Raw genomic sequence first — 24,619 nt, 5'->3', positions numbered from 1 at the left:
AACGCCCTGGCACGATGGAGGGGTGACCGAGGAACCGTTGTGGATGCTCCCCCTGTGGGCCGACCTCGTCGGCGTGGGTCTCGGCGGGATCCAGGGGGCCATGTTCGCCGCCGCCTTCCGCGGCGAGAAGCGCCTGGACTGGCTGGGCGTCGCCATCATCGGCGTCATGATCGGGCTCGGTGGCGGCTTCATCCGCGACCTCCTGCTGGGCGTGGCGCCCGCCACTCTGCAGACGACGTGGCACCTCGTCACGGCGACAGGCGGCGCGCTCATAGGGATGTGGCTCGCCGGCGTCTTTCAGCGCATCGAGACGATAATCGTCGTGCTCGACGCCTTTGTGATCGGCATGTTCGGCGCCTTCGGCACCGCGAAGGCGCTGGGATACGGCGTCCCGCCCCTGCCCGCGGTGTTCATCGGCGTGTGCGCGGCGGTCGGCGGCGGCGTCGCGCGCGACGTGCTGCTGGGGCTTCCCGTCGCCATCATGCACGTGGGGTCGTTCTACGCGACCGCCGCGATCGTCGGCTGCACGGGCCTGACCGTCGCCCACCTCGCCGGCCTCGACATCGTCTGGTGCGTCGTGCTGGGTATCGGGCTCACGGCGGCGGGGCGGATCCTCGCGATCGTCTTCGACATCAGCCTGCCCGAGCAGCGCGCGATCCAGCGGCGCCGGGTGGCGCTCGAGACCGCCTCGATCCCGGTCATCGAGGCGCAGGACGTCCGCACGATCGACGATCTCCGCGGCCTCGACGAGACCGGCGCGATCATCCTGCCCGAGCCGCCGTCCCCCGCGGACGACGACCCGAAGGCGTCCTGAGGCGGGCGGGCGGACCGCCTCAGGGACGCCTCACGCGCCGACCAGCGCGCTCTCGCGGATCCGGATCGCCCGGTTCACGCCCGAGATGATCGCCTTGAGCGAGGCCGTCGAGATGTCGCCGTCGATCCCGACGCCCCAGAGGCGCACGTCGCCCACCTGCAGCTCGACGTAGGCCGCGGCCTCGGCGTCGCCGGAGGCGCTCAGCGTGTGCTCCGAGTAGTCGTACAGGGTCACGTCGATCCCCTGCTCGCGCAGGATCTCGAGGAAGGCCGCGACGGGACCGTTCGCCGACGCCGTGGCGCCGAACTCGCCGTCGCCATCGCGCATGGTGACCTCGAGCGTGCGCTCGCCATCGGCCGAGCCGCGCGAGCTCGTCCCGATGAGCTCGTAGCGCCCCCAGGACGTCTCGCGCGCGCCCGAGGGCAGATACTCGTCCTGGAAGATCGTCCAGATCTGGTCGCTCGTGACCTCGCCGCCCTCGCTGTCGGTCTTCGCCTGGACGACGTTCGAGAACTCGATCTGCAGCTTGCGGGGCAGGTCGAGCTTGTGGTCCGCCTTCAGGAGGTAGGCCACGCCGCCCTTGCCCGACTGCGAGTTCACCCGGATGACCGCCTCATACGAGCGGCCGAGGTCCTGCGGGTCGATGGGCAGGTACGGCACCGCCCAGGGCAGCTGGTCGGTGTCGACGCCGCGCTCAGCGGCCGTGCGCGACATGGCCTCGAAGCCCTTCTTGATCGCGTCCTGGTGCGATCCGCTGAACGCCGTGAAGACGAGGTCCCCCGCCCACGGGCTGCGCTCGGGCACGGGCAGCTGGTTGCAGTACTCGGCCGTGCGCTTGATCTGGTCGATGTCGCTGAAGTCGATCTCGGGGTCGATGCCCTGCGTGAACATGTTGATGCCCAGCGCGACGAGGTCGACGTTGCCCGTGCGCTCGCCGTTGCCGAACAGGCAGCCCTCGATGCGGTCCGCGCCCGCCATGTAGCCGAGCTCCGCGGCCGCGATGCCCGTGCCGCGGTCGTTGTGCGGATGCAGCGAGATGATGACGTTCTCGCGGTTGTTCAGGTGACGGCCCATCCACTCGATCGAGTCGGCGTAGACGTTCGGCGTCGCCATCTCCACCGTCGCCGGCAGGTTCAGGATCAGCTTGCGCTCGGGGGTCGGGACGAGCACCTCCATGACCCGGTTGCAAATGTCCGCGGCGAACTCGAGCTCGGTGCCCGTGTACGACTCCGGCGAGTACTCGTAGTAGACGGTCGTCTCGGGGATCGTCGCCTCGTACTTCTTGCACAGGCGCGCGCCCTCGAGCGCGATGTCGATGATGCCCTGCCGGTCGGTGCGGAACACGACCTCGCGCTGCAGCACGCTCGTCGAGTTGTAGAGGTGCACGATCGCCTGCTTGGCGCCGCGCAGCGACTCGTACGTGCGCTCGATGAGGTGCTCGCGGGCCTGCGTGAGCACCTGGATCGTGACGTCCTCGGGGATCGCGTCGTCCTCGATCAGGTGGCGCACGAAGTCGAAATCGGTCTGACTCGCCGAGGGGAATCCGACCTCGATCTCCTTGTACCCCATCTTCACGAGGAGGTCGAACATGATCCGCTTGCGCTCGGGCGTCATGGGATCGATGAGCGCCTGGTTGCCGTCGCGCAGGTCGACGGCGCACCAACGCGGCGCCTTCTCGATGCGCTTCGTCGGCCACGTGCGGTCCGGTAGGTCGACGGCGATCTGCTCGTGGAACGGCACGTACTTGTGGGTCGGCATGCCGCTGGGCTTCTGGTTGTTCTTCATCTTCTCGTACCTTCGGTTCGTGGTGGGCCCACGCGAGGCTCCGCGACGAGAAGGCCCAGGCTTACGAGGACTCGTCGCGGCAGATAAGGAGAAGGAGACCGAATCGGCGCACACGGTCACGATAGCACGCACTCTGCGCCGTCGCGCGGGCCGCGCTCCCCTCCCGGGTGAGCGATGTGCTCAGAACCCGAGGCGCCCCAGGTGCTTCGGATCGCGCTGCCACTCCTTCGCGACGCGCACGTGCAGCGACAGGAACACGCGGGTCCCGACGAGCGGCTCGATCTCGGCGCGCGCCGTCGTGCCGACGTCGCGCAACCGCTGGCCCTTGCGCCCGATGATGATCGCCTTCTGGCTGTCGCGCTCCACGACGATGTCGGCCCACACGTCCGTCAGTTCGGGGTTGTCCTCGCGCACGGCGATGTCCTGCACGACGACGGCGATCGAGTGGGGCAGCTCGTCGCGGACGCCGTCGAGCGCCGCCTCGCGGATCGCCTCGGCGACGCGGTCCTCGATCGCCTCGTCGGTCACGACGCCGTCGGGGTAGAGGGCGGGCCCCTCGGGCATGAGCGGCAACAGCTCGTCCGCCAGCACGTCGAGCTGGTCGCCCGTCACGCTGGAGAGGGGGATCACGGCCGCCCAGTCCTCGCGCAGCGCGTCGACCTCCATGAGACGCTCCATGACCTCGTCGCGGGACGCCTTGTCGGTCTTCGTCACGAGGGCGACCTTCTTCGCGCGGGAGTAGCCGTCGAGGGACGCCGCGATGCGGCGGTCGCCCGGCCCAACCTTCTCGTCCGCCGGCGCGCAGAACGCGATGACGTCGACGTCGCCGAGCACGCTCTCGACGAGGTCGTTGAGCCGCTGGCCGAGGAGCGTGCGCGGGCGGTGCACGCCGGGGGTGTCGACGACGATGAGCTGGCCGCCCGGCCTATTCAGGATCCCGCGGATCGCGCGCCGCGTGGTCTGCGGCTTGTCGCTCGTGATGGCGACCTTCTCGCCCACGAGCGCGTTCATGAGCGTCGATTTGCCCACGTTCGGGCGCCCGACGAATGTGACGAATCCGCTCCGGTTCGGCTCGGTCATCGGTTCCTGCCCTTCTTCCCCGGGGACTCCGGGGCGTCGTTCGCCTGGCGGGGCGGGGAGACGCGCACGCTGCCGGTTCGGGGCGCGCGCTCGGATCCCTCGACCGCGGGCACCTCGCCCGTGCGCGGGGTGCGCCCCAAGACCTCGTCGACCGCGAGGAGCGCCGCGCTTCGCTCGACGAACACCGTCGCGATTCCGCGCCCGCGGCCGCGCGACGTCCCGCCCGTGAGCACGAGGCCCTCGACCTCGACCTGCTCGCCCGGCTGCGGCATGCGCCCGAGCGCCTTCGCCATCAGGCCGCCGATCGAGTCGACGTCCTCCTCGTCGATCTCGACGCCGAACAGGTCGCCCACCTCGCCCTGGCCGAGCCCCGCGCTCACGCGGTAGCTGCCGTCGGCAAGCTCGACGATCTCGTTCGAGCGGGGGTCATACTCGTCGGCGATCTCGCCGACGAGCTCCTCGAGGAGGTCCTCCAGCGTCACGAGCCCCGCGATCCCGCCGTACTCGTCGACGACGAGGCACACGTGCACCTTGTCGGCCTTCATCTGCTGGAGGAGCGTCTCGGCGCGCATCTGCTCGGGGACGAATGCCGCGGGGCGCGCGAACGCGCGCACGGCCGAGCGGCGCCAGCCCGGCGTGTCGCGGAACGCGTGCTGCACGAGATCCTTGAGGTACAGCACCCCGACGACGTTGTCGACGTCTCCGTCGATGACGGGCAGGCGCGAAAGCCCGCTCGACAGGAACGCGTCGATGGCCTCGGACGCCGAGGCGGTTCCCTCGACCGTGACCATCTCGGTGCGGGGCACCATGAGGGCGCGCACGATCTGGTCGGTGAAGTCAAACACGGAGTGAATCAGCTCGCGATCGTCGTCCTCGATGAGCGCGTTCGACGCCGCCTCGTCGACGATCGAGAGGAACTGCTCCTCGGACTCGAATCCGCGACGCCGGGCGCCCGGAATCAGGCGCGCGCTGACGCCGGCGAGCGGGCGCGCGATCGGCCCCAGCACGACGCGCGCCGCGTGGATCGTCGGCGCCCCCGCCGTGAGGAGAGGGCGGGCGTAGCGTCGGCCCACCGTCGTCGGCGCGGACGCGACGACGAGGTAGATGATTGCGGCCGAGACGACGACCGTCACGATCGTCCCCCACAGCGCGCTCTCGAACATCAAGGAGAACGACGCGGCCAGCATGACGACCGCCCCGACCTCGCTCAGCACGCGCACGAAGGTGACGGCGTTGTCGTGCGGGTCGCGATCGCGCGCGAGGTGCGCCAGCGACCGGGCGCTGCGCCCCTCGGACGCGAGGTCGACGAGGTCCGCCGTCGAGGTGACGGACAGCGCGGAGTCGAGCGCCGCCATGAATCCGGCCAGAACCAGGAGCAGGAGCGCCCCGACGAGCAGAAGGATCTCGATCATGCGCGTCGTCGCCGGCGCTCGGCCGTCGCGAAGGACGCGAGCAGCTCCCGCTGCAGGCCGAACATCGCCCGCTCCTCTTCGGGAAGCGCGTGGTCGTAGCCCAGGAGGTGGAGGAGGCCGTGGGTCGTGAGCAGGCATACCTCGTCCATCAGGCCGTGGCCCGCGGTCTCGGCCTGCGTGATCGCCACCTGCGGGCACACGACGATGTCGCCCAGGAGGCCCGGCGGGGTCGGGAGGTCCGCGGATCCGGGCCGCAGCTCGTCCATCGGGAAGCTCATGACGTCGGTCGGGCCGGGAAGGTCCATCCACTGCACGTGCAGCTGCTCCATCGCGGGCTCGTCGACGAAGACGATCGCGAGCTCGGCGTCGGGGCTGACGTGGAGCGCGGCGAGGTTGTGCTGCACGAGGCGCAGCACCACCTGCTCGTCGAGCTCGACGCCGGACTCGTTGTTGATGTCGATCACGCGCGTCCTCGCTTCGGGAGACGATCGCGCGGCGGCATGCCGCGCCTCTTGTCGGCGCGGTTCGCAAACTCCCGCGCCTCGTCCAGCTCGGCGCGGCGGGCCTGTCGCCGCTCGTCGTACGCGCCGTAGGCATCCACGATCCGCCCGACGAGCGCGTGGCGCACGACGTCGCTGCTCGTGAGCTCGGCGAAGTGGATGTCCTCGACCTCGCCGAGGATCCGTCGCACCACCCGCAGGCCGCTCGTCCCGACGGGCAGGTCGACCTGCGTCGCGTCGCCCGTGACGACCATCTTCGTGCCGAACCCGAGGCGCGTGAGGAACATCTTCATCTGCTCGGGGGTGGTGTTCTGCGCCTCGTCGAGCACGACAAAGGAGTCGTTGAGCGTGCGGCCGCGCATGTACGCGAGCGGCGCGACCTCGATCGTGCCGGCAGCCATCAGCTTCGGAACGAGCTCGGGATCCATCATCTCGTTGAGCGCGTCGTACAGCGGCCGCAGGTACGGGTCGATCTTGTCGGTCAGCGATCCGGGGAGGAATCCGAGCCGCTCCCCCGCCTCGACCGCGGGGCGCGTGAGGATGATGCGGCTCACCTCGCGCCGCTGGAGCGCCTGGACGGCCTTCGCCATCGCGAGGTAGGTCTTTCCCGTTCCGGCGGGCCCGATCCCGAACACGATCGTGTTGAGGTCGATCGCGTCGACGTAGTCGCGCTGGCCCACGGTCTTCGGGCGGATCACCTTTCCGCGGGACGCGACGATCGGCTCGCCGAAGATGTCGCTCGGCTTCTCCCCGCCCGCGGCGAGGGCGCGCGACGACGTCGCGACGTCGTCGGGGGCGAGGTCGTGCCCGTTCCGCGTCATCTCCAGGAGCTCCTCGACGAGGCCGCGCGCCGCGCTCACGCGGTCCTCCGGCCCCGTCAGCGTGATCTCGTTGCCGCGCACGAGGACGTCGACGTCCGGGTGCTGGCGCTCGACCATCCGCAGGAGGCGATCCTGCGGGCCGAGCAGTCGCACCATGGCGACGCCGTCGGCGTGGATGGTCCAGGTCGTGTGGTCGGAATCGTCAGCCAACGAGGCTCTTCTCTCCCAGATCGCCCGCGAGGACGTGTGCGTGAACGTGGAACACGGTCTGCCCCGCGCCGGGCCCCGTGTTGAACAGCAGGCGGAACTCGCCGTCGGCGTGGCGCGTGGCGACCTCGCGCGCGAGGCCGACCATCTCCGCGAGGAGCGTCGGATCCCCCGCAGCCAGCTCCGTGACGTCGCGGAATTCCTCGGTCTTGGGGATCACGAGGACGTGCAGCGGCGCCTGCGGGTGAATGTCCGTCAGGGCGAAGACGCGGTCGGTCTCGGCGACGATGTCGCCGGGGATCTCGCCGGTCAGGATGCGCGTGAAGACGCTCGGCTCGCTCATGGGCCCAGTCTACGTTTCCCGGCGCCCGTCACCACCGGCCGCCGCGCACGGAGAGCACCGCGATCGCCGCGGGTCCTGCCGTCGACGTCCGCAGCACGCCCGTCCCGAGACGCACGCGCTCCGCCCCGGCCGCGCCCAGCGCCTCGAGTTCCTCGGGCGCGATGCCCCCCTCGGGGCCGACGACGAGGAGGAGGTCCCGGGCGGCGTCGAGATCCGCCTCCGCGAGCCGATCGTCCGCCCACGGATCCAGGACGAGGATCCGCGCGGATGCCGCCCGGGCAGCGAGGGCTGCCGTGGTCGCCACGGGCGCGACCTCGGGGATCCACGCGCGGTGCGCCTGCTTCGCGGCCTCGCGCACGATCGTCTCCCAGCGCGCGCGCCCCTTCTCGGCCTTCGGGCCCTGCCAGCGCGAGACGGACCGGGCGGCCTGCCAGGGCACGATCTCGTCGACGCCGAGCTCGGTCGCGGCCTGCACGGCAAGCTCGTCGCGGTCGCCCTTCGCGAGGGCCTGCGCCAGCGCGATACGGGGCGAATCGCGCGCGACGTCCGTCCGCGAGAGGACGTTCAGCTCCACGCGCTCGCGCGCGGCCGTGCGCACCTCGGCCTCGACCCAGGCGCCGCGTCCGTCGGTGGCCGTGACCCGCTCCCCCGGCCGCACGCGGCGGACGGACGCCGCGTGGTGCGCCTCCGCGCCCTCGAGGGCGAGCGTTCCGCCCTGTGCCGCGCCCGCGGCGCCGGGAACCACGAAGTGCAGCGCCACGGCGATCAGGCCCCGCGGAACTTGTCGCGCAGCTTCGAGAACAGGCCCTGCTGGTGCTCGGCGAGGCGCGGATCCGGCGCCTTCGTACGCTTCGCGAGCTCCTCGACCAGCTGGCGGGTCTTGCCGTCGACGCGCGTGGGCGTGACGACCTGCACCGCGACGCGCAGGTCGCCGCGCTTCTTCGTGCGCAGCCCGGTCACGCCGCGTCCGTCAATGCGGAGGACATCGCCCGACTGCACGCCCGCCCGGATCTCGAGGTCGACGGCCCCGTCGAGCCCGTCGATCGCGGTCGTCGTGCCGAGGATGGCGTCCGTCATGGACACCTCGAGCGTCGCGAGCAGGTCGTCGCCCTCGCGGCTATAGACGACGTGCGGTTCGACGTGTACCTCGACGTAGAGGTCGCCGTTCGGGCCGCCGGCGGGGCCGACCTCGCCCGATCCGGGCAGCTGCAGGCGCAGGCCCGTCTCGACGCCAGCCGGGATGTCGAGCGCCACGGTGCGACGGGAGCGGACGCGCCCCTGCCCCTGGCAGGCGGGGCACGGGTGCGGGATCGTCGTGCCGTACCCCTGGCACGCGCCGCACGGCTGCTGCGTGACGACGTTGCCGAGCAGGCTCCGCACCTGGCGCTGGACGTGCCCGGATCCGCCGCACACGTCGCAGCGCTCCGGCTGGGTGCCCGGCTGGCAGCAGGATCCCTGGCACGTCTCGCAGACGACGGCCGTGTCGATCTCGACGTCACGGTGGGTGCCGAAGACAACGTCGCCGAGCTCCAGGTCCACCCGTACGAGCGCGTCCTGGCCGCGCTCGCGCCGTGAGCGGGGGCGCCCGGAGCGCCCGCCGGACGCGCCGCCGCCGAAGAACGCCTCGAAGACGTCGCCGAAGCCGCCGAAGCCGGCACCGCCGAATCCCGCCTCGTCGCCGCCGGAGTCGTAGCGCCGGCGCTGCTCGGGGTCGCTCAGGACCTCGTAGGCGTGCGTCACGCTCTTGAACTGTTCGGCCGCCTCGGGGCTGGGGTTTACGTCGGGGTGCAACTGGCGCGCCAGCTTGCGGTACGCCTTCTTGATCTCGTCGCTGCTCGCCTCGCGCGAGACGCCCAGCACGTCGTAGTGGTCTGCCACAGTCGCCTTTCCGCGGGATGCCCGCGTGCCTATCGTGATTCTCCGGCCCGGGGCCGGACGGGTGAACCCGCCGTCGTCAGCGGCGGTCGTCTTCTTCCAACATGCGGGTGAGGTAGCGCGCCACGGCGCGCGCGGCCGAGAGGTTGCGCGAGTAGTCCATTCGCGTCGGACCCATGAGCCCGATGCGGGCGGATCCGACCGCCGCCTCGTACTCGCTCGCGACGATGGACGCCTCGCCCAGCCCGAACGCGGCGTTCTCGCGCCCGATACTCGTGGCGAGCCCGTTGTCGTCGGCCGCCATCTCGCTCATGAGGCGCAGGAGCGTCACCTGCTCCTCGATCGCCTCCAGGAGCGGGTGGATGCTACCGCGAAAGTCGTCCTCGCGCCGCGCGAGCGTGGCGCTGCCGGCCATGACGAGCCGGTTCTGCCGGAACTCGTCGAGCTCGTCCTCCACGGCGGCGCCGATCGCCGCGAGGGTCCGATCCGCCGGGCCGGCGGGCGCCGCGGCGCGCGCCGCGCGGATGCGGTCGGCCGCGTCCCCGACGGGCAGGCCGATCAGGAGAGGCTTCAGCCGCGCGGACACGGCCTCGAGCGCCGCCTCGTCGGCCGGGGCAGGCAGGATCGCGATGCGCTGCGAGACGCGGCCCGTGTCGGTCACCATGATGACGAGCACGCGGCGCGCGTCGAGGAGGACGAGCTGGACGTGTGTGACGGTCGCGCGCGCGAAGGACGGGTACTGCACGAGCGCGACCTGGCCCGTGAGCTGGGTCAGCAGCCGAACCGTCCGCGCGAGGAGGTCGTCGAGGTCGTGCGGGTCCGCCAGGAAGGTGGAGATCGCCGTGCGCTGCGCCGGCGACAGCGGGCGCACGTCCGACAGGTGGTCGACGAACGCGCGGTATCCCTTGTCGGTCGGGACGCGCCCCGAGGAGGTGTGGGGCTGGGCGATCAGCTCCTCCTCCTCGAGGAGGGCCATGTCGTTGCGGATCGTCGCGGCGGACACGCCGAACGCGTGGCGCTCGACGATCGAGCGGCTGCCGACCGGCTCGCGGGTGTCCACGAAGTCCTGGACGATCGCCCGAAGCACCTGCAAGCCCCTGTCCGTGACCATGGCGCGTCCTCCTCCCACTGGCACTCGTTCGCGTCGAGTGCCAATTCTAGTCGTCGTCGGTGAGTGCGCGCACGACGGCGTCGGCGAGGAGCCGACCGCGCCGCGTGAGCACGACGCGCCCGCCGATCGCGGCGACGCCGTCCACCAGCCCATCCGCGACGAGCGACGCGACCCGCCGCCGCGGGCCCGGTGCGAGGGCGGCGACCGGCATGCCCTCGCGGATCCGCGTCTCGAGGAGCACGCGCTCCAGCGCGCGCTGGTCGGCGTCGGGGGTCTCGCGGCCCGCGGCCGGCGACGATCCGCCCGCCAGCCGCTGCGCGTACGCGGCGGGATGCTTGACGTTCCACCACCGCAGGCCGGAGACGTGGCTGTGTGCCCCCGGGCCGAAGCCCCACCAGTCGGCGCCGCGCCAGTAGGAGAGGTTGTGGCGCGAGCGATGCGCCGCGCCCGTCGCCCAGTTGGATACCTCGTACCACCCGTACCCCGCGCCCTGGAGCAGCTCGTCCGCGAGCTCGTACATGTCGGCCTGGAGGTCGTCGTCGGGCGCGGGCACCTCGCCCCGGGCGATCTGGCGGGCGAGCTTCGTGCCCTCCTCGAGGATGAGGGCGTACGCGGAGATGTGATCCGGCGCGTGCGAGATCGCCGTCTCGAGCGACGCACGCCAGTCGGCGAGGCTCTCCCCCGGCGCCCCGTAGATGAGGTCGAGGCTCACGTCGAGGCCCGCCTCGCGCGCCGCCCGCACCGCCACGCCGACGTTCTCGCGGTCGTGCGTCCGGTCGAGCGCCGCGAGGACGTGCGGCTCGGAGGACTGCATGCCGATCGACATCCGCGTGACCCCCGCCCGGGCGAGCTCCGCCGCGACGGCGTCCGTCACCGTGTCGGGGTTGGCCTCGACCGTGACCTCGGCGTCGTCCGCGACCCCGAACGCGTCGCGCACGCCGTCGAGCATCCGTGCGAGATCTCCGGCGGGCAGGAGCGTCGGGGTTCCGCCCCCGAAGAAGACCGTGCGGGCGGGCCGGAGCGGCCCGGCCTCGGCGAGGACCTCGCGGGCGAGCGCGACCTCGCGCAGCAGCGTGTCCGCGTACTCGTCCTGGCGCGCGCCACGCAGCTCCGGCGCCGTGTAGGTGTTGAAGTCGCAGTACCCGCAGCGCACGCGGCAGAACGGCACGTGCAGATAGACGCCAAAATCCGTCTCCGGATCCGGGCGGTGCGCGTCGGGGATCCGCCCGTCCGCGGGCGCCGGATCCCCCAGGGGAAGCGCAGCCCCCATCAGGCGAACAGCGGCGAGATCGCGCGGAGATAGGCCGTGTTCAGCAGGCGCCGCCGGCGCCGCACGCGGCCGCGCCACGCGCGATAGGACCAGGCCACGGGGATGTCGAAGGCCCGCACCTCAAACCACACCTCGTCGTCGTCGCGCCAGTCGACGGAGAAGAGCACCTCGCCGCTGACGATCGTCGCGTCGACCGTGCCGAGGGCGTACGCCGTGCGGCGCGGCTCCTCCGCGACGAAGATGACGCGGTAGTCCCCGTTGGCCTTTTTTCCCCGCGCGCGACCGTGCACGTGCGCCGTCGCCCCCGCGCTGACGTACGCGATGCCGTCGGGCGTGAAGCGCTGGTCCTCGTCGTGGCGCGCCGGCGCCACGGGGTGCCCCTCGCCGTCGAAGCTCACGCCCGTGTAGCTCGGCCCGGCGGACGGGCGCACATCCGTCACCTCGAGGCCCGCGCCCGTGAGCACGGTCCAGCTCAGCAGCGTGTCGGACGCGGAGCGGAACCGCTCCTCGCCGCTGCCGATCCGCCAACGCTGCACGGCGGGGATGCTGTTCTCCGGCGGATACTGCAGCAGGTCGGCCGCCTGGGAGGCGCCGACCGCCGCGTAGTCGACCGTCTGATCACGGAAGGTCGCCCTGCGCATGCTGTTCACCTCACTGCTCGCGTCGCCCGCGAGCGCCGTTAGCTCTTGCCCTTGGATTCCACGTCGCCCGACAGCGCCGCGATGAACGCGTTCTGGGGGACCTCGACGCGCCCGACCATCTTCATGCGCTTCTTGCCCTCTTTCTGTTTCTCGAGGAGCTTGCGCTTGCGGCTGATGTCGCCGCCGTAGCACTTGGCGAGCACGTCCTTGCGGATCGCGCGGATGTTCTCGCGGGCGATCACGCGCGCGCCGATGGCCGCCTGGATCGGCACCTCGAACTGCTGCCGCGGAATGAGCTTGCGCAGGCGCTCGGTCATCGTCGTGCCGTAGGAGTACGCGGCGTCCCGGTGCACGATCGCGCTGAAGGCGTCGACGCGGTCCCCCTGGAGGAGGATGTCGACCTTCACGAGGTCGGCCTCCTGCGACCCGGCCGGCTCGTAGTCGAAGCTCGCGTACCCCTGCGTACGGCTCTTCAGCTGATCGAAGAAGTCGAACACGATCTCGCCGAGCGGCATAACGTACTTCAGCTCGACGCGCTCCTCGGAGAGGTAGTCCATTCCCTGCAGGGACCCGCGCCGGCTCTGGCACAGGTCCATCACCGTGCCGACGTAGTCCTTCGGGGTGAGCACCGACGCCGTCACGATCGGCTCGGTGACGGCGGCGATCTTGCCGTCGGGGTACTCGCTCGGGTTCGTCACGGTGATCGTCTCGCCGGTCTCGGCCTGCACCTCGTAGATCACGCTGGGCGCGGTCGTGATGAGGTCGAGGCCGAACTCGCGGCTCAGCCGCTCCGTGATGATCTCGAGGTGGAGGAGGCCGAGGAACCCGCAGCGGAACCCGAACCCGAGGGCGACCGAGGTCTCCGGCTCGTACGCGAGCGCCGCGTCCGAGAGCTTCAGCTTGTCCAGCGCCTCGCGGAGGTCCGGGTAGTCGCTCGCGTCGAGCGGGTACAGGCCCGAGTACACCATCGGCTTCGGGTCGACGTAGCCGGGCAGCGCCTCGCTCGCCGGCTTGCGCGAGTCGGTCACGGTGTCGCCGACCTTCGACTGACGCACGTCCTTCACGCCCGTGATGAGGTAGCCGACCTCGCCGACGCCGAGACCCTTCGACGGCGTCGGCTCGGGGCTCGACACCCCGATCTCGAGAAGCTCGTGGTGCGCGCCCGTCGACATCATCTGGATCCGCTGGCGCGGCGCGAGCGAGCCGTCCATCATGCGGACGTAGGTGACGACGCCGCGGTAGGCGTCGTACACGGAGTCGAAGATCATGGCCCGCGCGGCGGCGTCCGGATCCCCCACGGGTGCGGGGATCTCGCCGACGAGGCGGTCGAGCAGCTCATCCACGCCCTGCCCCGTCTTACCCGAAACGCGCAGCACGTCGTCGGGCGAGCCGCCGATGAGGTCCGCGAGCTCCTTCGCGAAGCGCTCGGGGTCGGCCGCCGGGAGGTCGATCTTGTTGAGCACGGGGATGACCGTGAGGTCGTTCTCGAGCGCGAGGTAGAGGTTCGCAAGGGTCTGCGCCTCGATGCCCTGCGCCGCGTCAACGAGGAGGATCGCGCCCTCGCACGCCGCGAGCGATCGCGAGACCTCGTACGAGAAGTCCACGTGCCCGGGGGTGTCGATCATGTTCAGCGCGTACGTCTCGCCGCCCACCTGCCACGGGATGCGCACGGCCTGGCTCTTGACCGTGATGCCGCGCTCGCGCTCGATGTCCATGCGGTCGAGGTACTGCGCGCGCATGTCGCGGTCGGAAACCACGCCGGTGAGCTGCAGCATGCGATCGGCCAGGGTGGACTTGCCGTGGTCGATGTGGGCAATGATGCAGAAGTTGCGGAGGCGCTCGGGCGGCGTGGCTGCGGGCTCGAGCGGCGAGGAGGCACGGGGCGACATATCCCGCACAGTCTACGTGGCGCACGCCGCCGACACGACGCGCGCCGGCGCATACCTCATGCGCGGCCCGGCGAAGATTTCACACGATCGAAACATCGCGCGAATCCGCTGTTCTGCGCGCCCGCGCGGGCGCGAGCACACGCACGAGGGCGGGCGGACCGTTCACAATCTGCTCACCACTTGCACGGAACGCCCAGGATTCCCCTGCATGATGGCGGTCGGCGGCAAGGGCGCTCCGATGCACTTTGCACAGGATGCACGTCTTACCGCGAGCGAAACTCTCGCCCAGACACAGATCGATAACGCTTTCCGACGACACGGCGCCCGCTGTCGTGTCGGGCGCGTCCCGGGTTAGAGTCACCTCTCAACCCGTGCTCCTCCGAGAAAGCCACCGAGATCTTGTTCCGATATTTGACGCGCCGCTTCGTCTCGTGGTTGCTCATCATCGTCGTGGCGACCAACCTCATCTACTTCCTGTCGTGGGGATTCCTGGATCCCCGCAGCAACTACGTCGGTCGCCGCCCCCCTGTCACGTACGACGAAGCGACGGCTCTGCTCGAGCCGCGCGGGCTCAGCGAGACCGTCCCGCTGATCGAGCGGTGGTGGGGCTGGCTCACGAACATCGTCCTGCACTGGGACTGGGGCGTCAGCCCCGTCGGCCAGGACGTGAACGCCCAGATGGCCTACCGCATGTGGATCTCGGCGGAGTTCGTCATCGGCGCGACGGTGATCTCGACCGTGGCCGGCATCGCGCTGGGCGTGTACACCGCCAACCGGCAGTACCAGACCGCCGACCGGATCGGCCAGTTCACCTCCATCGTGACGATGAACATCCCCCCGATCGTCGCGGCGCTCGCCTTCGTGATCATCGCCGTGGCCCTCAACGACCTCTTCGGCACGACGGTCCTCTACGTGACGGGGCCCACGGGGGTGGGCATCGACACCTGGTGGGAGGCGACGCTCGACACGCTCCATCGCCTGATCCTGCCCACCGTGGCGATGGCGCTCGTCGGATACGCCACGACGCACTTCCTGCAGCGCGCGCTCCTGCTCGACAACATCAAGGCGGACTACGTGCGCACGGCGCGCGCCAAGGGCCTGACGAAGCAGACGGCCGTGCGACGCCACGCGCTGCGCACCTCCCTGATCCCCGTCGCGACCCAGATCGCCTTCACGATCCCGAACGTCTTCCTCGGCGCGATCCTGTCGGAGTCGATCTTCGACTGGAACGGGCTCGGGCAATACTTCTCCGAGACGCTGGCGCGCAACGACATCCATGGCACGGTCGCGATCGCCGCGTTCGGAGCCTTCCTGACCGCCGTCGGCGCGATCCTCGCGGATATCGCCGTCGTGGCCCTCGACCCCCGAGTGCGGGTGAGCTGACATGACCTCTCTTGAGAACGACCTGCGGGACCCGCTCGAGCACGGCGAGGCCGCCGTGGACGAGAAGGAGGCCGTGCGCTCGCGCCCCATGTCGAAGTGGCGCCTCTACTCGCGGCGGTACTTCCGCAACGCCCCCGCAGTCGCCGGGCTCGCGATCTTCGCGCTCCTCGTGCTCTTCGCGATCGTCGGCCCGCTCTTCCAGCAGTGGGACCACGTCGAGCTGGACTTCCTTTCCCTCGGCGACCCGCCGAGCGCCGAGCACTGGTTCGGCACGAGCCAGTCGGGCAACGACCTCTACGCCATGACGGTCGAGGGCCTGCGCCGCTCGCTCCTCATCGCCCTCAGCGTCGCGACCGGAACCACCGTCATCTCGGCGGTCCTCGGCGCGTCCGCCGCGTACTTCGGCGGCGCGTGGGAGCGCGTTGTGCTCACCGTCATCCACTTCATGCTCGCGATCCCGGCGTTCCTCATCGTCGCGATGATCTCGAACGACCAGGGCGGCAACTGGGTCATCCTCTCGGCGATGCTCGTGCTCGTCGGCTGGATGCTCCTGGCCCGCACCGTGTGGACCCTCTCGCTCTCCATCCGCGAGCGCGAGTTCATCCAGGCCGCGAGGTACATGGGCGTTCCCGGGCACCGCATCGTGCTGCGGCACATGCTGCCGAACATCGGCTCGCTGCTCATCATCAACTTCACGCTCGGCGTCGTCAGCGCCGTGCAGTCGGAGACGAGCCTGTCCTTCCTCGGATTCGGCGTGAAGACGCCGGACGTCTCGCTCGGATCCCTCATCGGGATCGGATCCGCCGTGATCACCTCGAGCCCCTGGATGTTCTACTTCCCCGCCGCGGCCCTCACGCTGCTCACCGTCTCCATGGCATTCATCGCCGACGGCCTGCGCGACGCCCTCGACCCGACCTCGGCGGCAGGAGGCCGCGCATGACCGACCCCATCCTCTCCGTCCGAGATCTCACCGTCCGATTCGCGAGCGAGGCCGGCCGCGTCGACGCCGTTCGCGGCGTCAGCTTCGACCTTTCCCCCGGCGAGACCATCGGCATCGTGGGCGAGTCCGGGTCGGGCAAGTCCGTCACGTCGCTCGCGATCATGGGGCTGCTCGACGACAACGCGAAGGTCTCCGGATCCATCGTCTTCGACGGCGAGGAGCTGCTCGGCAAGACGGACAAGCAGATGTCGCGGATCCGCGGCAACGGCCTGTCCATGATCTTCCAGGATCCGCTCACCTCGCTCACGCCGGTGTTCACGGTCGGCGACCAGCTCGTCGAGGCGATCCAGGCCCACGAGCGCGTCGCGAAGTCGGAGGCCTGGGCGCGCGGGATCGAGCTGCTGCGCACCGTCGGGATCCCGAACCCCGAGGCGCGAATGAAGGCGTTCCCCCACGAGTTCTCGGGCGGCATGCGCCAGCGCGTCGTGATCGCGATCGCGATCGCGAACCGCCCGAAGCTCATCATCGCGGACGAGCCGACGACGGCGCTCGACGTCACGATCCAGGCGCAGATCCTCGAGGTGATCAAGAAGGGGCAGCGCGAGACCGGCGCCGCCGTGATCATGATCACCCACGACATGGGCGTCGTCGCAAGCGTCGCGGACGACGTGCTCGTGATGTACGCGGGCCGCCCCGTCGAGCACGCGCCCGTCGACGACCTATTCGCCGACACGCGCATGCCCTACTCGATCGGCCTGCTCGGCGCGATCCCGCGCGTGGACAAGAAGGAGAAGCAGCCGCTGGTTCCCATCACGGGGAACCCGCCGATGCTGATCGACCTGCCGGACGCGTGCCCGTTCGCCGACCGCTGCCCCATCGCGACCGCGGCCTGCCGCGACGGCGAGCCCGAGCTCGCGGTCGTCGCCGGGACGACCTCCCACCGCGCGGCCTGCATCCGGGCCGACGAGATCGCGAACGGCACGCTGGACGGCGCGCCCGTGTTCCCCGCCCCCGCCCCGCGCGAGTCGGCGATCGCCGCGATCCCCCGCGAGGAGCGCCCGACGACGCTCGAGGTCACGCACCTGGCCAAGACGTTTCCCCTCATGAAGGGCGCGCTCGTCAAGCGGCGCGTGGGCGACGTGCACGCCGTGACGGACGTCTCCTTCGACATCCGCCAGGGCGAGACGCTCGCCATCGTCGGCGAGTCGGGGTCTGGCAAGACCACCACCCTGCTCGAGATCATGGAGTTCGCCCGCCAGGAGCACGGCGACATCGTCATCAACGGCACGAGCGTGGCGGACATCCGGTCGGCGCGCCAGGAGCGCGAGATGCGGCGCGACATCCAGATCGTGTTCCAGGATCCGATGGGCGCGCTCGATCCGCGCATGACGGTCTTCGACATCATCGCGGAGCCGCTGCAGACGATCGGCGCGGATCGCGAGACGACCCACGCCCGCGTCGACGAGCTCATGGGGCTCGTGGGGCTCAACCCGGCGCACAGCGACCGGTTCCCGCAGGCGTTCTCGGGCGGGCAGCGCCAGCGCATCGGCATCGCCCGCGCGCTCGCGACCGAGCCGAAGCTGCTCGTCCTGGACGAACCCGTCTCGGCGCTCGACGTCTCCATCCAGGCGGGCGTCATCAACCTGTTGGACGACCTCAAGGCGCGCCTCGGTCTGTCCTACCTCTTCGTCGCGCACGACCTGTCGGTCGTGCGTCACCTGGCCGACCGCGTCGCGGTGATGTACCTGGGCTCGTTCGTCGAGCTCGGTGACGTCGACGCGGTGTTCGACGACCCGCAGCACCCGTACACGCAGGCGCTGCTGTCGGCCATCCCGATCCCGGATCCCCAGGTGGAGCGGACGCGCGAGCGCATCGTTCTCACGGGGGATCTGCCCAGCCCGACCGATCGCATCACGGGCTGTTCATTCGTGAGCCGCTGCCCCCTGTACCCGACCCTGGGTGCCGAGGACAAGGCTCGCTGCGAGGGCGAGATCCCACAGCTCACGGGGCGCGAGGGTCTGCACACCAACGCGTGCCACTTCCGGTAACTCGTCCTCACCATCCCTATCCATAGCGCGTCATGCGCGAAAGGAGCACCATGAAGAACACGAAGAAGTGGCTGGGGGTCGCCGCGATCGCGGCCGGCTTCTCGCTCGTCCTCACCAGCTGCGCGGGCGACGCGTCGGACGACACGTCGGACACTCCCGCGGAGAACATCTCGGGCGCGGACTACAACCCGCAGGATCGCGACGCCTTGCAGCAGGGCGGTTCCGTTGTGTGGCCGATCACCGAGATCACGCCGCAGATGAACCCGAACCAGTCCGACGGATCCGTCGACACGGCGACGCTCTGGGCCTGGTACAACCCGCAGATCATCCTCATGACGCCCGAGGGCGAGGCGTACAAGAACGACGCCTACCTCGACGTGTGGGAGAACGAGGTGGTCGACGGCAAGCGCGTCTTGACCTTCACGTTCACGGACGACGCCGTGTGGAACGACGGTACGCCCATGGGCTGGGAGTCGATCCGCAACCTGTGGATGGCCTCCTCGGGTGAGGACGAGGCCTACCAGCCGAACTCGACCGACGGCTACTCGAAGATCGAGTCCGTCGAGATGGGCGACACGGAGAAGACCGCGATCGTCACCTTCGAGGACGAGTACCCCTGGGTCGACGGCCTCTTCTGGCAGATCATGCACCCTGACGTCGACACGGCCGAGGAGTTCAACGAGGGCTACCTCGAGGAGCCGAACGCGGACTGGGGCGCGGGCCCCTACATGATCGGCGACTTCGACCTCAACGGCGGCACGGTCACGTTCGTCCCGAACGACAACTGGTGGGGCGACGAGCCGATGCTCGACGAGTTCACCTTCCGTCAGCTCGACGACACGGCCGAGATCAACGCCTTCCGCAACGGCGAGATCGACGCCGCGCGCACCTCGACGGCCGACCGCCTCGAGCAGGTCGCCGACATGGACGGCGTCGTCACCTACCGTGCCGGCCGCGCCGCCACGAACCTCCTCGAGCTCAACTCGGAGCGCGAGGAGCTGTCGGACCTCGAGGTCCGCCAGGCGATCTTCATGGCGATCGACCGCGAGCAGATCACCGAGGTCATGTGGGACGGCCTCGGGTACACGGAGGAGCCCGTCGGCTCGCTGAACCTCTACACCTTCCAGGAGGGCTACGAGGACGCGCTGTCGAACGCGGGCTGGGAGTTCAACGTCGAGGAGGCCAACGCGATCCTCGACGAGGCCGGCTGGGAGATGGGCGAGGACGGCTTCCGCTCGAAGGACGGCGTTGAGCTCGGCGGTCGCCTGCCAACGTTCGGCGACGACCCGATCACCGAGGCCCGCGCGCGCGTCGTGCAGCAGCAGCTCGCCGCGATCGGCTTCAACATGGAGATCGACGCCCGCCCCGCGTCGGACTTCTCGACGGTACTCACCGAAAAGGACTGGGACCTCGTCATGCTCGGCTTCTCGTCGAGCGACCCGTACGGCGTGGCCTACATGTGCCAGCTGTACTGCTCGGACTCGGGCCTGAACCTGTCGTCGACGGGCACGGCCGAGATCGATGAGCGCATCGAGAACGAGGTGCAGTCGCTGCCCACGCAGGAGGAGCAGACCGAGGCGGGCATGGCGCTCGAGGCCGAGATCATGGCCGAGACGTGGGGCATCCTGCCCCTGTACTCGGGCCCCGAGATCTGGACCGTGACCGAGGGCCTGGCGAACCTCACGCCCGAGACCTACACGGGTCTCGACCTCTTCGGTCTCACCCCGGTCGAGAACGTCGGCTGGATGGCCGAGTAACTCTCGCGCGTCTCGAGACGCACGGCGGGCCGGTTCCTTCGGGGGCCGGCCCGCCTTCGTATGCTGGGGGGCATGGATCCGCAGGTCGTCTTCGTGCACGGGATCCGCACGTCGGCGACGATGTGGCGCGCGCAGGTCGCGCACCTGCAGGCCCGCGGCGTCGCGCCCCACGCGATCGATCTGCCCGGGCACGGCTCCCGCATGGCGGAGCCCTGGTCGCTCGAGGAGGCCGTCGCGACGATCGATCGCGCGGTGCGCGCCGCCGCCGAGCGCGGGCCCGTCGTCCTCGTCGGGCACTCCATGGGCGGGCTGTTGTCGACCGCCTACGTCGGGCGCGCGGGCGCGGCGCCCCCGGTCGCGGCGTTCGTCGCGGCCTCCTGCACGGCCTTTCCGCGCGGCGCGGGGCTCGCGGCGTACCGGCTCGTGCTCCGCGGGATGCGCGGGCTCCCGCACCAGGGTCGCTGGGTCATCGATCGTGCGCTCGCGGCGCAGTTGCCCCCGGGCACCCGCGGCGATTTCGGGGCGGGCGGCTACGCGCTCCAGGCGGAGGACGAGGCGCTCGAGAGCCTTCAGTCGCTCGACCTGGCCCGGGCCCTGGTGCGCATCGAGCGGCGCCAGTTCCCCGTCTGGTTCTTCACGGGCGAGTGGGACCAGCTGCGGCTGAACGAGCGCACATTCACGCGCCTCGTCCCGCGCGCGGAGCTCGTCGTCGTCCCGCGCTCGACCCACCTCGTCACGGCGATGCGCCCCGCCGTCACCAACGCGCTCGTCGACCTGGTGCTCGCGACTGTCGCCGCGCGCGGCGATCGAAAACGCACCTGCTAGACTTGGCTCTTGGCTTGCGTGTGGGACCCACACCCACACACCTGCCGCGAGACAGCCCCTCTACTGTTCTGCGGCGACATCCAACGCACACCTGAACGAAAGCTTCACTCCACGTGGCAAACATCAAGTCGCAGATCAAGCGCAACAAGACCAACGAGAAGGCGCGCGAGCGCAACCGCATCGTCAAGAGCGAGCTGAAGACGCTCGTCCGCGCGACGCGCAAGGCGATCGCGGGCGGCGACAAGTCGGCCGCCGAGGCGGCCTACGCGAAGGCGGCCAAGAAGCTCGACAAGGCCGTCAGCAAGGGCGTCATCCACAAGAACCAGGCGGCGAACCGCAAGTCGGGTCTCGCCAGCAAGATCGCCGCTCTCTGAGCGACGCTCCGCGCGCGACAGCGGCCCATCCCCTCGCGGGGGTGGGCCGCTGTCGCGTGCGGCGGGGGTCCTAGAGGCCGCCGAAGGGGGCCCGGGTCGCGACCACCGTGAGCATGCGCTCGAGCGCGAAGACCGGATCCCGCGACGCGCCCTTCACCTCGCCGTCCGCGCGCGCGACGGCCTGGATCGCGAGGCCGAGCGAGCGCTCGCTCCAGCCGGACTGCAGGTCGCGGCGCGCGCGATCGACCTGCCAGTCGGTCATCTTCAGCTCCTGTGCGATCTGCCGAGACGAACCGCGCTGACCCGCCACGCGCGCCATCGTGCGCAGCTTCATCGCGAAGGCCGCCACGAGCGGCACGGGGTCGGCGCCCGCGTCGAGGGCGTGCCGCAGCGTGATGAGCGCTTGGCCGTGATGGCCCGCGATCGCGGCGTCGGCGACCTCGAACGCGCTCGACTCGACGCGGCCGCCGTAGTAGCGATCCACGACCTGCTCGGTGATGTCGCCCGCGACGTCCTGGATGAGTTGCTGGCACGCGGCCGCGAGCTCGGTGAGGTCTCCCGAGAACGCCTGCGTCAGCGCGTGGAGCGCCCGCGGGGCAATGCGACGCCCCGCGTGCTGGAACTCGCCCGCCGCGAACGCCTCGCGGTCGCGGTCGTACTTGATCGCGGGGCAGGCGATCTCCGCTCCGCCGCCCTGGCCCTGCCGGATCGCGTCGAGCAGCTTCTTGCCGCGCACGCTCGACCCCGTGTGCCGGAGGACGAGGGTCGCGCCGTCCTGGGGAGCGGCGACGTACGCGAGCGCCTCCGCGAGAAAGGCGTCCGAGCACTTCTCGACGCCCGTCACGCGCACGAGCCGCGGCTCGCCGAACAGCGACGGCGAGGTGACCGCGAGCAGCGTCCCCGCGGCGTAGTCGTCCGCGCGGAGGTCGGTGACCTCGAGCGACGGGTCGGCCTCCTTCAGCTGGGCGCGGATCGACGCGGTCGCGCGCTCGGCGCACACTTCTTCGGGCCCCGAGACGAGCACGACCGGCGCCGGCTGCGGCTGGCGCCACGAGAGCTGCGGGATCGCCGTCTTCTTGGTCGCCGAACCGGACCCGCGACGCGCTGCTGCCATGCTCCCAGGGTAGCCGGGACCGGTGACACCCCACCGTCAGCCCCCGTCGCGCCACACCCACAGCGCGCCCGGTCCGCCCGCGAGCACGAGGCCGTCCGTGTCGGTGCGGGCGATGGCCGCCCCGGAAGTGCGCAGGAGCGCGAGCGTGTCGGGGTGCGGGTGCCCATAGTCGTTCTCGCCGACGCCGACGAGGGCGAGTTCGGCGCGCGCGGCGGCGTAGAGCGCGGGCAGCTGGTCCCGGCTGCCGTGGTGGGAGACCTTCACGACCTCCACGTCGCCGACCTCGCCGCCGGCGGCGAGGAGGCGCTGTGCCTGTTCGGACAGATCCCCGAGCAGCAGGGTGCGCGGCACGGATCCGCCGCCGATGTCGAGCGCGAGGCTCGTGTCGTTGCCGGGTGGGAAGGCGCGCGTTCCGTCGCGCGGCCAGAGGATCCGCCAGTCCGCGCCGCCGACGCGGCCCGCGAGCCCGGCGGATCCCTCTTCCACGCTCCGGGCGCCGAGGCCGGAAAGGCGCGCGGCCTCGGCCGGCGTCTCGGCCGGGCCGTGCAGGATCCGCTCGACGCGCCCCGCGAGCGCCGCGGCCCCGCCCACGTGGTCCGAGTCGAAGTGCGTGATGAAGGCGATGTCGACGCGGTCGACGCCGAGGCGGTCGAGACACGCGGAGAGGGCGCGCGGATCCGGCCCCGTGTCGACGAGCGCGACGGCGCCGGCGTCGCGGAGCAGGATCGCGTCGCCCTGGCCCACGTCGCACAGCGCGATCGACCAGTCGCGCGGGGTCGTCAGGGGCTCGACGACCGTCTGCACCGCGATCGCGCCCGCGCCGGTGCCGAGGATCGCGACGAGCAGCAGCCGGCCCGCCCCGCGGGACGCGCGCGCCCACCGCGTGCGCCCGGTGCGGACGAGCGCGGCCGCGGCGGCCGCGCCGAGGACCGCCAGGGCGAGGGCGCCCCAGAACCCGGCCTGCCACGTCAGGCGGGCGGCCGGGAGCGCCGCGAAGGTGTGCGCGGTCTGCGCGACCCAGGCCGACGGAATCCAGGCGAGGGCGGCGAGCCCGTCGGCGAGGACGGGGATCGGCTGCGCGAGGCACGCCGCCAGGCCGAGCACGGTCGCGGCGGGCGCGGCGGGCCCGGCGATCATGTTCGCCACGACGCCGTACAGCGCAACCTCGGGAGCGAACAGGACGATGATGGGGCCGCACGCGAGCTGGGCGGCCAGCGGCACAGCGATCGCGAGCGCGAGCGGGCGCGGCATGACGCGCGCGAGCCCATCGGCCAGGGGCCCGGCGAGCAGGAGGAGCGCGGCCGTCGCCGCCGCCGAGAGCGCGAACCCGAAGCTCGCGGCGAGCCAGGGATCCGACAACAGCAGGATCGTCACCGCGACGCCGAGGACGGCGACCCCGGCACCCTGCCGCCCCGTCAGGAGCGCGATCATCGCGACCCCGGCCATCGCGGCCGCGCGGATCACGCTGGCCTCGGGCGTCACCAGCACGACAAAGCCCGCGAGAGCGACGGCGCCGGCCGCGACCCGGACGCCGCGGCGCGCCCCGCACAGCGCGCACGCCGCGTACGCGATGCCCACGACGAGGGCGCAGTTGGCCCCCGAGACGGCCGTGAGGTGGCTGAGCGACGAGGCGATCATGTCGGCGTCGAGCTCGGCGCTCACGCCGCTGGTGTCTCCCACGGACAGCCCGGGCAAGAGCCCGGCCCCGGGTTCGGGCAGGCCGCGCGCGACGTCCGCGACGAACCCGTGGCGCAACGCGCTCGCGGCGGCGAGGATCCCGCCGGGTGGCGCCCGCACCTCGACCGCGCTCGCGCGCACGACCGCGACGGCCGCCTCGCCCGGATCCGCCCGCCACGCCTCGCCCGTGAGCGCGACGCGCGCGCCCAGGTCGAGCCCGCCCTGCGCCGCGCCGCCCGGCCACATCACGGACACCGGCGCGGGGCCGTCGGCCGTGAAGCGCACGCCGCCCGCGGAGGGCTCCACCTTGCTCGTTACCGTCACGACAAGGCCGTTCACGCTGCCCTCAAGATCCGCGGCCTGCGCGCGACGCCCCGGCTCGGCCACCGCGACGTGCCCCGCGACGCACGCCCCCACCGCGCACGCGACCACCGCGAGCGCCCAGACCGGCGACGACCGCGTCCGGGCGAGGACGACCGCCGCCCCCGCGGCGACCGCACACGCCCCGGCGATCCACGCCGCGCCGCCCGGCGCGACAACGCACACGAGCGCCGCCGCCCACGCGGCCCCGGCCACGGCCAGCATCCGCAGGTCGCGCCGAGGGTGCTCGGCACCGGGCGGGTCGGTCGTCATGCCCGCCACGGTAGGGACGCGTCCGCCCGGCCCGCACCGCGGCGGCCGGCGGCAAAGCACAATCCGCGTGTTCCGTGCCCTGTGGACGAGGTCCCCGGCCGCCCGCCGGTATCGTGTGCG

At 71.3% G+C, this 24,619-nt stretch carries 21 protein-coding genes; 7 read left to right on the top strand and 14 right to left on the bottom strand.

The features are described from left to right. The first annotated feature begins 43 nt into the window (after nt 1-43). Nucleotides 44-814: a trimeric intracellular cation channel family protein gene (locus tag GJQ66_RS06260; protein WP_155048474.1), complete on the top strand. Its 771-nt coding sequence runs from the start codon at nt 44-46 to the stop codon at nt 812-814. 30 nt (nt 815-844) lie between these two features. Here the strand turns inward: GJQ66_RS06260 and leuA are convergent, their stop codons facing one another. The 12 genes from leuA to lepA form a co-directional block, all read right to left on the bottom strand. Further along, nucleotides 845-2,599, bottom strand: a complete 1,755-nt coding sequence (gene leuA, locus GJQ66_RS06255; protein ID WP_155048473.1) for a 2-isopropylmalate synthase — start codon at nt 2,597-2,599, stop codon at nt 845-847. Between the two features lie 180 nt (nt 2,600-2,779). Beyond that, nucleotides 2,780-3,679 (bottom strand): GTPase Era, encoded by a 900-nt coding sequence (era, locus tag GJQ66_RS06250; RefSeq protein WP_155048472.1) that lies wholly within the window; start codon nt 3,677-3,679, stop codon nt 2,780-2,782. Then, the gene (locus tag GJQ66_RS06245; protein WP_155048471.1) at nt 3,676-5,091 is read right to left on the bottom strand and encodes a hemolysin family protein; all 1,416 of its coding nucleotides are present in this window, start codon (nt 5,089-5,091) and stop codon (nt 3,676-3,678) included. The genes era and GJQ66_RS06245 overlap by 4 nt, the downstream gene beginning before the upstream one ends. Further along, nucleotides 5,088-5,555 (bottom strand): rRNA maturation RNase YbeY, encoded by a 468-nt coding sequence (ybeY, locus tag GJQ66_RS14640; RefSeq protein ID WP_368732733.1) that lies wholly within the window; start codon nt 5,553-5,555, stop codon nt 5,088-5,090. The genes GJQ66_RS06245 and ybeY overlap by 4 nt, the downstream gene beginning before the upstream one ends. After that, nucleotides 5,552-6,568 (bottom strand): PhoH family protein, encoded by a 1,017-nt coding sequence (locus tag GJQ66_RS14635; protein ID WP_155048535.1) that lies wholly within the window; start codon nt 6,566-6,568, stop codon nt 5,552-5,554. The genes ybeY and GJQ66_RS14635 overlap by 4 nt, the downstream gene beginning before the upstream one ends. A 46-nt stretch (nt 6,569-6,614) precedes the next feature. Continuing rightward, nucleotides 6,615-6,962 (bottom strand): HIT domain-containing protein, encoded by a 348-nt coding sequence (locus tag GJQ66_RS06230; RefSeq protein ID WP_155048470.1) that lies wholly within the window; start codon nt 6,960-6,962, stop codon nt 6,615-6,617. A 28-nt stretch (nt 6,963-6,990) separates the two neighbouring features. Then, complete coding sequence (locus tag GJQ66_RS06225; protein WP_368732732.1) at nt 6,991-7,722, bottom strand: 16S rRNA (uracil(1498)-N(3))-methyltransferase; 732 nt, start codon at nt 7,720-7,722, stop codon at nt 6,991-6,993. Between the two features lie 5 nt (nt 7,723-7,727). Continuing rightward, the gene (gene dnaJ, locus GJQ66_RS06220; RefSeq protein ID WP_368732731.1) at nt 7,728-8,840 is read right to left on the bottom strand and encodes a molecular chaperone DnaJ; all 1,113 of its coding nucleotides are present in this window, start codon (nt 8,838-8,840) and stop codon (nt 7,728-7,730) included. A 76-nt stretch (nt 8,841-8,916) separates the two neighbouring features. Further along, the gene (gene hrcA / locus GJQ66_RS06215) at nt 8,917-9,948 is read right to left on the bottom strand and encodes a heat-inducible transcriptional repressor HrcA (protein WP_155048468.1); all 1,032 of its coding nucleotides are present in this window, start codon (nt 9,946-9,948) and stop codon (nt 8,917-8,919) included. Between the two features lie 46 nt (nt 9,949-9,994). Continuing rightward, entirely contained in the window at nt 9,995-11,218 is a 1,224-nt protein-coding gene (gene hemW, locus GJQ66_RS06210) for a radical SAM family heme chaperone HemW (protein WP_155048467.1), read from the bottom strand. Then, on the bottom strand, nt 11,218-11,859 hold the full coding sequence (locus GJQ66_RS06205; RefSeq protein WP_155048466.1) for a DUF1990 family protein: 642 nt from the start codon (nt 11,857-11,859) through the stop codon (nt 11,218-11,220). The genes hemW and GJQ66_RS06205 overlap by 1 nt, the downstream gene beginning before the upstream one ends. Before the next feature lie 38 nt (nt 11,860-11,897). Beyond that, nucleotides 11,898-13,748 carry a translation elongation factor 4 gene (gene lepA, locus GJQ66_RS06200; RefSeq protein ID WP_155048465.1) on the bottom strand — a complete coding sequence of 617 codons (1,851 nt, stop codon included), beginning with the start codon at nt 13,746-13,748 and terminating at the stop codon, nt 11,898-11,900. 411 nt (nt 13,749-14,159) lie between these two features. Between lepA and GJQ66_RS06195 the strand changes: the two genes are divergently transcribed. From GJQ66_RS06195 to rpsT, 6 genes are all read left to right on the top strand, one after another. Then, nucleotides 14,160-15,131 (top strand): ABC transporter permease, encoded by a 972-nt coding sequence (locus GJQ66_RS06195; RefSeq protein WP_230379332.1) that lies wholly within the window; start codon nt 14,160-14,162, stop codon nt 15,129-15,131. A gap of 1 nt (nt 15,132) precedes the next feature. Further along, nucleotides 15,133-16,071 (top strand): ABC transporter permease, encoded by a 939-nt coding sequence (locus tag GJQ66_RS06190; protein WP_230379328.1) that lies wholly within the window; start codon nt 15,133-15,135, stop codon nt 16,069-16,071. After that, nucleotides 16,068-18,119 carry an ABC transporter ATP-binding protein gene (locus tag GJQ66_RS06185; protein ID WP_155048463.1) on the top strand — a complete coding sequence of 684 codons (2,052 nt, stop codon included), beginning with the start codon at nt 16,068-16,070 and terminating at the stop codon, nt 18,117-18,119. Before GJQ66_RS06190 ends, GJQ66_RS06185 begins: the two co-directional genes overlap by 4 nt. Nucleotides 18,120-18,169: 50 nt before the next feature. Continuing rightward, complete coding sequence (locus GJQ66_RS06180) at nt 18,170-19,876, top strand: ABC transporter family substrate-binding protein (protein WP_155048462.1); 1,707 nt, start codon at nt 18,170-18,172, stop codon at nt 19,874-19,876. A gap of 72 nt (nt 19,877-19,948) precedes the next feature. Then, nucleotides 19,949-20,701, top strand: coding sequence for an alpha/beta fold hydrolase (locus GJQ66_RS06175; RefSeq protein WP_155048461.1), 753 nt, complete (start codon nt 19,949-19,951; stop codon nt 20,699-20,701). 113 nt (nt 20,702-20,814) lie between these two features. After that, the gene (gene rpsT / locus GJQ66_RS06170; RefSeq protein ID WP_368732730.1) at nt 20,815-21,075 is read left to right on the top strand and encodes a 30S ribosomal protein S20; all 261 of its coding nucleotides are present in this window, start codon (nt 20,815-20,817) and stop codon (nt 21,073-21,075) included. A gap of 70 nt (nt 21,076-21,145) precedes the next feature. Here rpsT and holA read toward each other — a convergent pair whose 3' ends face one another. After that, entirely contained in the window at nt 21,146-22,189 is a 1,044-nt protein-coding gene (gene holA, locus GJQ66_RS06165) for a DNA polymerase III subunit delta (RefSeq protein ID WP_155048460.1), read from the bottom strand. A gap of 36 nt (nt 22,190-22,225) precedes the next feature. Continuing rightward, complete coding sequence (locus GJQ66_RS06160; RefSeq protein WP_196215821.1) at nt 22,226-24,499, bottom strand: ComEC/Rec2 family competence protein; 2,274 nt, start codon at nt 24,497-24,499, stop codon at nt 22,226-22,228. Between the last annotated feature and the right edge of the window lie 120 nt (nt 24,500-24,619).

It is taken from the genome of Microbacterium sp. ZXX196, assembly GCF_009709595.1.
Lineage (GTDB): Bacteria > Actinomycetota > Actinomycetes > Actinomycetales > Microbacteriaceae > Microbacterium > Microbacterium excoecariae.
This window is presented reverse-complemented; position numbering and strand designations above follow the sequence as displayed.